This is a genomic window from Campylobacter coli LMG 9860, assembly GCF_000254135.1.
Lineage (GTDB): Bacteria > Campylobacterota > Campylobacteria > Campylobacterales > Campylobacteraceae > Campylobacter_D > Campylobacter_D coli.
On the sequence record NZ_AINS01000039.1, the window covers coordinates 25523 to 37223 of the forward strand.

At 31.6% G+C, this 11701-nt stretch carries 14 protein-coding genes; 5 read left to right on the forward strand and 9 right to left on the reverse strand.

Annotated features, from left to right (window positions below; genetic code table 11):
* The first annotated feature begins 44 nt into the window (after positions 1–44).
* Together CCO88_RS05620 and ubiE are read left to right on the forward strand one after the other, a co-directional pair.
* Positions 45–1247, forward strand: coding sequence for a CYTH domain-containing protein (locus CCO88_RS05620; RefSeq protein ID WP_002783196.1), 1203 nt, complete (start codon positions 45–47; stop codon positions 1245–1247).
* Positions 1247–1954 (forward strand): bifunctional demethylmenaquinone methyltransferase/2-methoxy-6-polyprenyl-1,4-benzoquinol methylase UbiE, encoded by a 708-nt coding sequence (gene ubiE, locus CCO88_RS05625; RefSeq protein ID WP_002778189.1) that lies wholly within the window; start codon positions 1247–1249, stop codon positions 1952–1954. Before CCO88_RS05620 ends, ubiE begins: the two co-directional genes overlap by 1 nt.
* On the opposite strand, the gene CCO88_RS05630 is transcribed toward ubiE, so the two are convergent.
* From CCO88_RS05630 to CCO88_RS05640, 3 genes are read right to left on the reverse strand one after another with little or no spacing between them, the layout of a single operon-like run.
* Positions 1951–3444: a tripartite tricarboxylate transporter permease gene (locus tag CCO88_RS05630; RefSeq protein WP_002794034.1), complete on the reverse strand. Its 1494-nt coding sequence runs from the start codon at positions 3442–3444 to the stop codon at positions 1951–1953. The genes ubiE and CCO88_RS05630 overlap by 4 nt on opposite strands.
* Before the next feature lie 13 nt (positions 3445–3457).
* On the reverse strand, positions 3458–3901 hold the full coding sequence (locus tag CCO88_RS05635) for a tripartite tricarboxylate transporter TctB family protein (RefSeq protein WP_002778194.1): 444 nt from the start codon (positions 3899–3901) through the stop codon (positions 3458–3460).
* Between the two features lie 4 nt (positions 3902–3905).
* Complete coding sequence (locus CCO88_RS05640; RefSeq protein ID WP_002787974.1) at positions 3906–4871, reverse strand: Bug family tripartite tricarboxylate transporter substrate binding protein; 966 nt, start codon at positions 4869–4871, stop codon at positions 3906–3908.
* A gap of 172 nt (positions 4872–5043) precedes the next feature.
* On the opposite strand from CCO88_RS05640, the gene xseA reads away from it, so the two are divergent.
* Positions 5044–6207, forward strand: a complete 1164-nt coding sequence (gene xseA, locus CCO88_RS05645; protein WP_002812333.1) for an exodeoxyribonuclease VII large subunit — start codon at positions 5044–5046, stop codon at positions 6205–6207.
* A 9-nt stretch (positions 6208–6216) separates the two neighbouring features.
* Positions 6217–7293, forward strand: coding sequence for a phosphoserine transaminase (serC, locus tag CCO88_RS05650; RefSeq protein ID WP_002778200.1), 1077 nt, complete (start codon positions 6217–6219; stop codon positions 7291–7293).
* Between the two features lie 227 nt (positions 7294–7520).
* Here serC and CCO88_RS05655 read toward each other — a convergent pair whose 3' ends face one another.
* From CCO88_RS05655 to CCO88_RS05680, 6 genes are all read right to left on the reverse strand, one after another.
* A complete protein-coding gene (locus CCO88_RS05655; protein ID WP_002778202.1) occupies positions 7521–8498 on the reverse strand; it encodes a beta-ketoacyl-ACP synthase III in 978 nt (325 codons plus the stop codon).
* Positions 8491–9477: a phosphate acyltransferase PlsX gene (gene plsX, locus CCO88_RS05660; RefSeq protein ID WP_002786211.1), complete on the reverse strand. Its 987-nt coding sequence runs from the start codon at positions 9475–9477 to the stop codon at positions 8491–8493. Before plsX ends, CCO88_RS05655 begins: the two co-directional genes overlap by 8 nt.
* Positions 9478–9482: 5 nt before the next feature.
* Entirely contained in the window at positions 9483–9629 is a 147-nt protein-coding gene (gene rpmF / locus CCO88_RS05665; RefSeq protein ID WP_002778205.1) for a 50S ribosomal protein L32, read from the reverse strand.
* Positions 9630–9652: 23 nt separating this feature from the next.
* A complete protein-coding gene (locus tag CCO88_RS05670) occupies positions 9653–10012 on the reverse strand; it encodes a hypothetical protein (protein WP_002778207.1) in 360 nt (119 codons plus the stop codon).
* Complete coding sequence (gene ndk, locus CCO88_RS05675; protein WP_002778209.1) at positions 10012–10425, reverse strand: nucleoside-diphosphate kinase; 414 nt, start codon at positions 10423–10425, stop codon at positions 10012–10014. Before ndk ends, CCO88_RS05670 begins: the two co-directional genes overlap by 1 nt.
* A gap of 100 nt (positions 10426–10525) precedes the next feature.
* Positions 10526–10810 (reverse strand): DUF362 domain-containing protein, encoded by a 285-nt coding sequence (locus tag CCO88_RS05680; RefSeq protein WP_002778210.1) that lies wholly within the window; start codon positions 10808–10810, stop codon positions 10526–10528.
* A 255-nt stretch (positions 10811–11065) separates the two neighbouring features.
* On the opposite strand from CCO88_RS05680, the gene CCO88_RS05685 reads away from it, so the two are divergent.
* On the forward strand, positions 11066–11662 hold the full coding sequence (locus CCO88_RS05685) for a peroxiredoxin (protein WP_002778213.1): 597 nt from the start codon (positions 11066–11068) through the stop codon (positions 11660–11662).
* The last annotated feature ends 39 nt before the right edge of the window (positions 11663–11701 follow it).

Here is an 11701-nt window from a genome sequence, read left to right on the forward strand (position 1 = left end):
CAAAATAAAGTTAAAATAACCCAAAGAATTTAAGGGTTATTTTAATGGTTCATGAAATTCAGAAGACTTTTTTACTTCCTGATGCTACTCTTTTAGAAAAATTACAAAAAGATGGAATTGTTTTTGAAATTTATGAAATTGAAACATTCTATACTAAGATAACATATTTTTATGATGTAAAATTTCAAAATTTAAATGGAAATTTTTATAAAATAACCCGATTAAATAACCCGATTTTAGAGCAAAATCAAGAAGAAAAGATTTCTAAAAAGGATTATGAAAAAGCCCGTAAAAAACTCATAGAAAAAAGCATCAAGAAAAAACGCTATGAATTTAAACTTTGTTCTTTTAAAAGCTTTATTGATGTATATGAAGATCTTAATCTATATGTTTTAAAGGTTTTTTTTCCGACTTTAGAGATAGCAAATCTTTTTATACTGCCTAAAGAATTTAGAATTCAAAGAGAGCTTTGTGGAGTTTTGGATTCTAAAAATATAATACTTTATGGTTTTAATAATTTAGAGATAGACATAGAAAAATGTTTTAAAATTATAGAAAAAAATCAAAACTTTACCCTAGATTTTCCAAGTTCTATTTTAGCTTTTGATGGATATAGAATTTCCTTATTTTATCTATTTAGAAAATTAAAATTATATTGGAATTTAGCTTTAGAAAACCGACAAAGAGAGGTTTTTTGTGAATTTTTTTCTTATGCGAGAAAGATTTACATTATCTTAATGAGTACAGAAGAAATTTTTGATGAGGAGTTAAATAAAAATTTAGCTCTTAGATTCAAAGACTTAGTGAAAAAATCTCATTGTATTTTGGCAAATAATGAACTAGGTGAAAATCTACTTTTATTTTTAAGTGGCGAAGAATTGCAAAATTTATTGAGTGATTTTGATTTTTTTATCAAAGAAGATTCATTCTATAAGAGCGAGCAAGAAAAATATTTTTTTAAGCAAATGATTGCCATGCAGTTAAGAAAAAGACTTGTATTGTTTAAGAAAAATTTATTGAAAAATTTTGAAATCGAAACTTTTGAAGAAAATTTTTTAGGACTCTCAGTTTTTTTAGAATATTTTCATAATTTATATAATTTGAAAATTTTGAGCAAACTATATAATAAATATTTTATTTGCGATCTTGAAAAAAAGACGCTTTTAAAATTAACCAAGAAAAAAGAAAAACTTGGAAAATTAATCCATAAAGCAAGTAAGAAATTGAAAATTTATAAAGGATATTAATGCAAAAGCAAGATAAAATCATAAAAATGTTTAATGAAATAGCTCCGACCTATGATAAGGCTAATAGAATTTTGAGTTTTGGTGTTGATGTAAGTTGGCGTAAATTTGCTTGTAAAAGAGTTTTAAAGCTTTACCAAAAGGATAATTTAAACATAGTTGACGTGGCTTGTGGCACAGGAGATATGATAGAAATTTGGCAAGAAAGTGCGAAAAAATTAAATAAAAATATAGCCCACATCAAAGGTATTGATCCAAGTGAGGGTATGTTAAATATAGCAAAACAAAAATTCCCAAATATCGAATTTATAGAAGCTGGAGCGCAAGAATTGCCTTTGCAAAGTGAAAGTGTTGATATCGTAAGTATAAGCTATGGGATACGCAATGTAGTGGAGAGAGAAAAAGCCTTGAGAGAATTTTCAAGAGTGCTTAAACAAGATGGAATTTTTGTAGTTTTAGAATTTACTAAAAGAGAAAAAGGAGGTTTTGTAGCCTCTTGTAGGGATTTTTATCTTAAAAATATTTTACCAAGCTTGGGAGGAATGATAAGCAAAAATAAAAGTGCATACGAATACTTGCCTAATTCTATAGAAGGTTTTTTAAGTAAAGAGGAATTTATCGCCGAACTTAAACAGGTAGGTTTTGAAATGCTTGAATTTAAAAGTTTTAGTTTCGGCGTAAGTTCTATGTTTATAGCTAAGAAAGTCTAAAATTTAGACTTTCTTAGCTTTTTTATTAAAAGGGGTATTAGTATAATTAGCACAGCTCCTATCAGTAAACTTTGAGCTATGATCCCACTCCAAAGTATTGAAAAATCTCCATTGCTGATAGATAAAGCTCTTCTTAGATTGGTTTCTAATTGTTCTCCTAATACAAAACCGAGTATAAGTGGAGCCATTGGAAATTCAAGTTTTCTTAAAAAATAGCCTAAAATACCAATAATTAAGATTAAAATGATATCAAAATCAGTACTATTGATAGAATAAACACCTATAATTGAAACAATTGCTATAATTGGAGCCAAGCTCCACATAGGTATGCTTAAAATTTTTACGAAAATTCCTACCAAGGGCAAATTCATTAAAAGTAAAATTACATTTGCAAATAACAAGGAAGCTATAAGTCCCCACACTATATTTACTTGATCAGTAAACATTGTAGGACCTGGAGTAATATTATAAAGTGTTAATGCGCCCATCATAACCGCAGTTGTTCCTGAACCTGGAAGACCAAGTGTTAACATTGGGATAAAAGAACCACAGGCTGAAGCATTATTAGCTGCTTCAGGGGCTGCCACACCTTTTAAATCTCCTTGGCCGAATTTACCCTTTTCACCGGCTATTTTTTTCTCACTCATATAAGTAATGGCACTAGCTATAGTTGCTCCAGCACCCGGTAAAACTCCTACAAAAAATCCTATAATAGAGGATCTTATAATGGTCCAAAAGCAAAAGAAGAATTCTTTGATATTTACCAAAATCTTACCTGTTTTATTGATGATGTTTTGACTTGTTTGAGTATGCTCTAACATTAGAAAAATTTCACTAACAGAAAAAAGTCCCATTACTAAAACAACAAAAGAAATTCCATCATATAAATGTGGACTATCAAAAGTAAAGCGATAAACACCTGTATTTCCATCTATACCTATAGTGGTTAAAAAAAGTCCTATCAAAGCTGATAGAAAAGATCTTATAGGTTTTTGGGCTAACATACTTCCTAAAGTTGCTAAACCAAAGACAATAAGAGCAAAATATTCAGCAGGACCAAATTTTAACGACCATTGTGCAATAAGTGGAGCAAAAAGTATAATACCGCAAATTGCTATAAATGAACCAATAAAAGAACTAAGAGCTGAGATGCTAAGAGCTTTTCCTGCTTGACCTTTTTTAGCCAAAGGATGTCCATCTAAGGTTGTCATAATAGCTGCTGCATCTCCGGGTATTCCAAGTAGTATGGAAGAAATTCTACCTCCATATTCACAACCCATATAAACCGTTGCAAGTAAAATAATTGCGGATTCTGCAGGTAAATTCATTGCAAAAGCTAGAGGAAGTAAAATGGCTACTCCATTAATGGGTCCAAGTCCTGGAAGCATACCTACAATAGTACCTATAAAACAACCGATTAAGGCTATAAGAATATTATAAGGATCTAAGGCTATGCTAAATCCTTGCATTAAATACATCCAAGTATCCATAAATTTCCTTTAATTAAAAATTATCAAATATAAAACCAAACGGCAAAGTAATTTGCAATAAAGTATTAAAGAGATAGTATAAAATAATACTACTTGAGATAGAAAAAACAATAGCTTTAATTAAAGTTGCCCCAAAAAGTAAAGTTATTGTAAAAATTAAAAAGATTGTGCAAATTATAAAGCCTAAAAACTCAAAAAAAAGCGCATAAATTAAAAAAGCTAAAGTTAAAACGATGAGCTTTTTCCAAAGAATAAAATCACCCCATTTAACCTTAGTATCTTCAGAGAAAAAAACAAGAAATATAGAACAAAGGGCGATTAAAATTAAAGTACCTACTGGAAAAGGACGCGGTCCTAAGGGCTCATAATTAAAATCTGAATGTATATTCCACCCTATGTAAATTCCAATTAAACTTATAACCAATAAAATTCCAGCGACAATTCTTATACTTGACATGATTTTACTTTATAAGATCGAATTCTTTGGCTAAAATTCTGTATTGATCAGTTTGTTTTTTGACAAAATCTTCTAACTCTTTACCTTTTTTATCGAATTCAAATAGAGATCTTTGTTTTAATTGATCTTTATATTCTTGGGTTTGTTGAAATTTATCAAATGCATCAAGCCACCAATTATAAGCTTCGTCTGAAACTTTTGCCCCCATATAGTAAGCTCTAATTACTGGCCATTCTACCTCATAACCCAATTCTTTAGCGGTTGGAATATTTGCTAAAGTGCCCGGAAGTCTCTTTGGGGAAAAGATAGCCAATACTCTAATAGTTCCTGTTTCGATTTGAGGTACAAGTTCAGCTATGCCTGCGCTAATCACATCAATATGATTTCCTAAAAGAGAAGTTAAAGCATCTCCTCCTCCTTCAAAAGCCACATAGCGTATCTTTTTTACATCGATATTAATAGTTTTTGCAAGTAATGCTGTTTGCATCCAGTCTTGTCCTCCTATTGAACCTCCCGCACCTATACTAATAGAATTTGGGTCTTTATGCAAGGCATTTATTAGATCTTCTAAATTTTTATAAGGAGAGTCTGATTTGACGGCTATCATTCCGTAATCTACACCCGCTGAAGCAAGCCATTTGACATTATTTTCATTATATTTTCCATGTTTTCCTGTGGCTATATTCAGTAATGTCCCACTTGAAAAAGCTACAACAACATTACCATCTTTAGATCTATTATTAACCATAGTGTTATAAGCTACAACACCTACTCCTCCGGGCATATAGGTAACTCTCATAGGAGTTGAAATAATGTTAGCTTTAAGCATACCTACTTGAATTAGCTTACATGTTAGATCAAAACCGCCTCCAGGTTGAGCTGGGGCAATACACTCGGGACGGTTAGGTTCTTTAGCAAAAGTTAACGAAAAACCAAAAATCAAAACAGAACAAAAAATTTTTAATTTCATGATAAAATCCTTTAATCTTTAAGTTTGAAATATATAAGTATTATATATAATCTTTTTTATAAAATTTACTATTTTTATAAGATAAAGATTAAAATTCTTAAAAAAATGTAACTTTATTATACAAAATATAGTTAAATTGATACTTTTTGTAATACTTTATATATGGAAAATCATGAAAGTAAGCGAATTAAATTTAAAAGCCAAGGCTTTATTGGAAACACATCTTAATGATATTGTTTTAAGCGGAGAGCTTTCAAAAATCACCATGCACGGATCAGGACATTGGTATTTTGATCTAAAAGATGAAAAATCAAGTATAGCTTGTGCTATGTTTAAGGGTGCAAATTTAAAAGTTGATTTTCAGCCTAAGGTAGGTGATTTTTTAGAGCTTGTTGGAAGTGTGAGTTTGTATGCTGAAAGTGGGCGTTATCAATTTATTGCAAGTAGCATGAAAAAAGCGGGAATGGGAGATTTAGAGGCTCAATTTCTAGCATTAAAAGAGCGCTTGCAAAAAGAAGGATTGTTTAATAGTGAGTATAAAAAAACCTTGCCTCAATTCCCTAAAAAAATCGGAATCATCACTTCAAAGACTTCAGCGGCCTTGCAAGATATGTTAAAACTTATCAATCAAAAAGAATATTTTCTAGCTAAAATTTATGTTTTTAACGCACTTACGCAAGGAAGTGGCGCAGCTTATTCTTTGATTCAAGCTTTAAAAAAAGCTGATGAGATAGGATTAGATGTTATCATTATCGCTAGAGGGGGTGGTAGCAGAGAGGATCTTTTTTGTTTTAATGATGAGGGCTTAGCAAGGGAAATTTTTAAAGCTAAAACACCTATTATTTCGGCAATTGGTCATGAGATTGATTATGTGATCAGTGATTTTGTAGCTGATTTTAGAGCACCCACTCCATCAGCTGCTATCGATACTTTGCTTTATTCTAGACTTGATTTAGAACAAGGACTTGACCTTTTGGAAGAAAAATTGACAAAGCTTTGGGAAAGTAAATTAGAATATTGTGAAAATTTACTCAGCAATCTACACAAATTTTTTAAAGCAAAATCTTTAGAAGCTATGATAGAGGCAAAAGAAAAACAGCTTGCATTTTTGCTTAAGCAAGCAAAAATCATAATAGAAAGCAAAATTCAAAAAGCTGAATTAGAACTGCAAAAACTCCAAAATGCTTTTTTTCAGCATGAAAATTTTTTTAAAAAAAGCAAAAACCTAATTTCCATTAAAAAAAATGGTAAAATAGCAAATTTAGAAGAGCTAAAAAGTGAAGATATCATCACTTTGAGTTCTCAAACTTTACAAAAAGAAGCAAAAATTCTATAAGGAAAAATAATGAGAAAAATTAATTTTAGCGCAGGTCCATCTACTTTACCTTTGGAGCTTTTAGAATATGCCAAAAATGAGCTTTGTGATTATCAGGGCAAGGGCTATTCTATCATGGAAATTTCTCACCGTTCAAAAGTATTTGAAGAAGTGCATTTTGGAGCAATGCAAAAAGCAAAAGAACTTTATGGTTTAAATGATGACTATGAGGTTTTATTTTTGCAAGGTGGTGCGAGTTTGCAATTTGCTATGATACCTATGAATTTATCTTTAGGCGGGGTTTGTGAGTATGCAAATACAGGAGTTTGGACTCAAAAAGCTATAAAAGAAGCTCAAATTTTAGGGGTAAATGTCAAGGTTGTTGCTAGTAGTGAAGAAAGTAAGTTTGATCACATACCTCAAGTTGAGTTTAGTGATAATGCCGATTATGCCTATATTTGCTCAAATAATACTATTTATGGCACACAATTTAAAAACTATCCTAAAACCAAAGCCCCTTTAATCGTCGATGCTTCGAGTGATTTTTTCTCAAGAAAAGTTGATTTTTCAAATATTGCGCTTTTTTATGGCGGAGTACAAAAAAATGCAGGAATTTCGGGCATCAGCTGTCTTTTTATACGCAAAGATATGTTAGAAAGATCTCAAAATAAAAACTTGCCAAGTATGTTAAAATACTCCATACATGCACAAAATCAATCTTTGTTTAATACTCCTCCGACTTTTGCAATTTATATGTTTAATCTTGAAATGAAATGGCTTTTAGATCAAGGTGGACTAGATGCTATCGATGCTAAAAATTCTCAAAAAGCTGCGATGCTTTATGAGTGTATTGATTCAAGTGAAGGATTTTACAAGGGACATGCTGATAAAAAAGATAGATCCTTGATGAATGTAAGCTTTAATATCGCTAAAAATTCAGAACTTGAACCAATATTTGTAAAAGAAGCTGAAGAAGTGGGTATGCTAGGACTTAAAGGTCATAGAATTTTAGGAGGAATTCGCGCAAGTATTTATAATGCTGTTACTTTAGATCAGGTTAAAACCCTGTGTGAATTTATGAAAGAATTTGCTAAAAAATATAACTAAACTAATCCTTCTGCCACTTTGCATAAAATTCACTCAAAGGTGGCAGAAAATTTACTCAAGTTTTAAATAAAAAATCCCAAAAAAGTAAAAATAGAAATATGTAAATTTTCAAAATAAATTTAATCCAATAAAATATCTAGTATTAAGATATAGAAAGTTTAATTAGATTTGGTTCAAATCTTTTTTAAGGTAAATTTTACACAGTGTTAAAATGTAAATTTAAGGTTTTAGGAGAAATTCTCACCACCAAATTTAAGTAAGGCAGAACCCCAAGTAAAACCACCGCCAAAAGCATCAAGCAGGATCAAATTCCCTTTTTTAAGACGACCCTCTTCATAGGCATCATTCATCGCCATAGGGATAGAAGCAGCTGAGGTATTGCCATATTTGTGCACAGTTACAACGCATTTTTCATCGCTTAAATTCAGTCTTTCTTGCACAGCTTTAATGATGCGTAAATTTGCTTGGTGTGGGATAAAAAGATCAATTTGTTCAGGCAAAATTTGATTTTTAGATAAAATTTCAACGACATCATTGCTTAAAGTTTGCACCGCTATTTTAAAGACTTCATTACCTTTCATTTTCATTGCTAGGCTTGAAGCTTCTTTTGATTCTTGAGAGCGTTCTGTCATTAGTAAATCACCATAATTTCCATTACTTGCTGTATGTACATCGATTATAGGATTGTTCTCATCAAGACTTACTACTCCAGCACCTGCACCATCGCCAAAAAGTATGCAAATACTCCTATCGGTATAATCCATGATAGAGCTTGCCTTTTCGGCTCCTATGATTAAAACATTTTTTTTCAAACCACTTTCTACAAGAGCCTTAGCTTGCTCTAAAAGATAGATAAAACCTGAGCAGGCTGCTGAAATATCAAAAGCACTGATTCCATTAAGTCCTAAATTTGCTGCGATTTTACAAGCAGTTGAAGGCATGGTAAAATAATCAGGGCTTAAGGTAGCTACTAGTATTGCATCAATATCTTGTGGTTTTAAATTCGCTCTTTCTATAGCTTTTATAGCTGCTTTGGTGCCTAAATCACTTGTGCTTTCATCTTTGCTTGCAATGCGTCTTTCTTTTATACCTGTGCGTCTTGTGATCCACTCATCTGTTGTATCAATAATCTTTTCAAGATCGTGATTACTTAAAATTTGTTCAGGTATATAAGAAGCTATACTTTTTAAACTCGCTTTAGGCATTGTATTTCTCAAGCTCCTTTTCTATTATTTGATTGATATTTGATTCACTAAAGTTAATAGCCTGAAAAATAGCATTTTTGATTGCTCTAGCATCGCTTTTTCCATGACTTATAATAACGCAGCCGTTGACACCAAGCAGTGGGGCGCCGCCATATTCTTGCCAATCAATATGTTTTTTAAGTCTTTTAAATGAAGGTTTCATTAGCAATGCGCCTATTTTTGATATCAAAGATTGCTTGATTTCATTTTTTAAAATGTGGATAATTGCTGTAGCTACGCCTTCACAGGCTTTTAGGATTACGTTGCCATCAAATCCATCACAAACTAAGACATCAACTTCACCATTAAAAATATCTCTACCTTCAGCATTTCCAACAAAACTAGGAATTTGTTTCATAAGCTGATGAGCCTCTTTAGTAAGTTCATTGCCTTTACACTCTTCTTCGCCATTAGACAATAAAGCCAGGCGAGGTTTTGAAATTTTCATAATTTCTTTTGCATAAGCATCGCCCATTATAGCAAATTGAAATAAATTTTCGGCTTTACAGTCGGTATTTGCACCCACATCTAAAAACAAAGTTTTACTTGTAGTATTTGGCATTAAGGTTGCAATTGCGGGCCGTAATACTCCTTTGAGTCTGCCCAATCTTAAAGTTGCTAAAGACATACTTGCACCACTATGTCCTGCTGAAACAGCGGCTTTTGCTTTTCCATTTTTGACAAGTTCGATGGTTTTATAAATCGTAGTTTCTTTTCTTTTTAGGGCATCTGTTGCATTTTCATTCATAGAGAAAACTTCATTGGCATTCTCATATTGAATGTATTGTTCTAAATTTTTAGGTATTAGAGGTCTTAAAATATTGGGATTTCCCACTAAGATAGCATTAAAAGGCCTTTCTTTTAAAGCCTCGATAACGCCTTCTATAATGGGCTTTTCTCCAAAATCTCCGCCCATTGCATCTATAGCAATGTCAATCATTGATTTTAGTATTCCTTAGTATTTGGATTTGCACGATGAGGCATTTTGTAGCTTCCATCTTTGTCTTTTATAGGCATAGGAAGACTTACTTTATAGTGAGTTCTGCGTTTTGCTGCACGAGTTTTACTCACTCTTCTCTTAGGTACTGCCATTTTATCTCCTTTTTTAAAATTTGTTAGCTTTTATTTTTGCAATTATTACAATAAAAATAATCACTCAAATAAGCTTCAAGCTCACTAACTGCAACTTCTATTAAATCAATATGACCATCAAAAAATTCAATGGTATTGCTTAATTCATTCGTATTATCTTTAAAAATACCATCACTTGCAAAAAGATCCAAATTTTCTTTTATTTCAAGCTCAAGTTCTTCACCACAGCTATCACAAGGTCTATAAACAAAACCTTGCATTGTGGCATTTATTTTAACAAGTTTAGGATTTACTTTTACTAAATTTCCTTCAAAAACAACATTTTCAAGATTGAGTTTAAAAGGATAGTTAGTATTGTTAATCCTAGAAAAGGCTATTTTCATTAGCAAATTTCGTTAGATTTAAAGAAAAATTCAATTTCAATTTTTGCATTTTCTAAGCTATCGCTTCCATGAACAGCGTTTGCGTCAATGCTTTCAGCAAAATCTGCTCTAATGGTGCCAGGTTGTGCTTCTTTTGGGTTTGTTGCTCCCATTAAATCTCTATTTTTAAGAACAGCACCTTCGCCTTCTAAAACAGAAACCACAACAGGGCCGCTGATCATAAATTCAACCAAATCTTTAAAAAAAGGTCTTTCTTTGTGAACAGCATAAAAAGCTTCAGCTTGCTCTTTGCTAAGTTGAACTTTTTTCATAGCAGCAATTCTTAATCCATTACTTTCGAAACGATCTAAAATTTTACCTATAACACCTTTTTTTACGGCATCAGGTTTGATAATCGATAGGGTTTTTTCCATTTTGATTATACTCCTTGGTTTTTATAAAGCTTAAAATTATACTTGAATTTGTTTAAAAAAAGTTAAAAAGAGGCTAGCTTTTTAACTAGCCTTTGTAGAATTATGCAAAAACTGGGGTAGTTCCATCTCTCATATCGCTACCGATATTATCACGACTTGGTTGCCCTGAAGCAATTTCACTCCATACTATACAGCCATCAGTTGGGCATGCGCTTGCACAAGCTGGTTGATCATTGTGTCCTACACATTCAACACATTTATCCGCATAGACATAATATCTATCTTCGCCCTCTGGATTGTTTGCATCGTCAACGATTGCGCTAACTGGACACTCATCAATACAAGAACCACAAGCAATACAACTATCTGTAATTTTTACAGCCATTTTGTCTCCTTTTTGATTAATATGAAATTTACTTTTTTCAACTAAGCATTTTATCAAAGTATTCTTAAAAAACTATAATTTTGATAATCAAAAAATATATATATTTGATAATTTTTAGATTTTGATTATCATTTATAATATAATATAAAATACTATAAAAAATATTTTCAAAAATTTATTATCATTTAAAAATCTTTAAAGGATTTAAACGATATAATTTCGCTATCAATAAAATTTATTAATTAGGAGAAAAACATGATAGTTACAAAAAAAGCTTTAGACTTTACTGCTCCAGCAGTATTAGGAAATAACGAAATCGTTGAAGATTTTAATCTTTATAAAAATATAGGCCCAAAAGGTGCGGTAGTATTTTTCTATCCAAAAGATTTTACTTTTGTTTGTCCTTCAGAAATAATTGCTTTTGATAAAAGATATCAAGAATTTAAAAATCGTGGTATTGAAGTAATCGGAATTTCAGGCGACAATGAATTTTCACATTTTGCATGGAAAAACACTCCAGTAAATCAAGGGGGTATTGGTCAAGTTAAATTCCCACTTGTTGCAGATTTAACTAAACAAATTGCTAGAAATTTTGATGTACTTTATGCAGAAGCAGTTGCTCTTCGTGGTTCTTTCTTGCTTGATGCAGATGGAACAGTTCGCCACGCTGTAGTTAATGACTTACCACTTGGAAGAAATATTGATGAAATGATCAGAATGGTAGATACTATGCTTTTCACTAATGAACACGGTGAAGTTTGCCCTGCAGGCTGGAACAAAGGTGATGCTGGTATGAAAGCTAACCCTAAAGGTGTTGCTGAGTATCTTGATAAAAACGAAGATAAACTATAATAACAAGCCCTTAAAAAAGGGCTTTTCTTCTTGATAAAA

Coding starts and splice junctions, on each gene's coding strand:
- CCO88_RS05630 (WP_002794034.1), bottom strand. CDS start 3,444: ATGGATACTTGGATGTATTTAATGCAAGGATTTAGCATAGCCTTAGAT.
- rpmF (WP_002778205.1), bottom strand. CDS start 9,629: ATGGCAGTACCTAAGAGAAGAGTGAGTAAAACTCGTGCAGCAAAACGC.
- serC (WP_002778200.1), top strand. CDS start 6,217: ATGAGAAAAATTAATTTTAGCGCAGGTCCATCTACTTTACCTTTGGAG.
- CCO88_RS05640 (WP_002787974.1), bottom strand. CDS start 4,871: ATGAAATTAAAAATTTTTTGTTCTGTTTTGATTTTTGGTTTTTCGTTA.
- CCO88_RS05685 (WP_002778213.1), top strand. CDS start 11,066: ATGATAGTTACAAAAAAAGCTTTAGACTTTACTGCTCCAGCAGTATTA.
- CCO88_RS05635 (WP_002778194.1), bottom strand. CDS start 3,901: ATGTCAAGTATAAGAATTGTCGCTGGAATTTTATTGGTTATAAGTTTA.
- CCO88_RS05670 (WP_002778207.1), bottom strand. CDS start 10,012: ATGAAAATAGCCTTTTCTAGGATTAACAATACTAACTATCCTTTTAAA.
- ubiE (WP_002778189.1), top strand. CDS start 1,247: ATGCAAAAGCAAGATAAAATCATAAAAATGTTTAATGAAATAGCTCCG.
- CCO88_RS05655 (WP_002778202.1), bottom strand. CDS start 8,498: ATGCCTAAAGCGAGTTTAAAAAGTATAGCTTCTTATATACCTGAACAA.
- CCO88_RS05620 (WP_002783196.1), top strand. CDS start 45: ATGGTTCATGAAATTCAGAAGACTTTTTTACTTCCTGATGCTACTCTT.
- CCO88_RS05680 (WP_002778210.1), bottom strand. CDS start 10,810: ATGGCTGTAAAAATTACAGATAGTTGTATTGCTTGTGGTTCTTGTATT.
- xseA (WP_002812333.1), top strand. CDS start 5,044: ATGAAAGTAAGCGAATTAAATTTAAAAGCCAAGGCTTTATTGGAAACA.
- plsX (WP_002786211.1), bottom strand. CDS start 9,477: ATGATTGACATTGCTATAGATGCAATGGGCGGAGATTTTGGAGAAAAG.
- ndk (WP_002778209.1), bottom strand. CDS start 10,425: ATGGAAAAAACCCTATCGATTATCAAACCTGATGCCGTAAAAAAAGGT.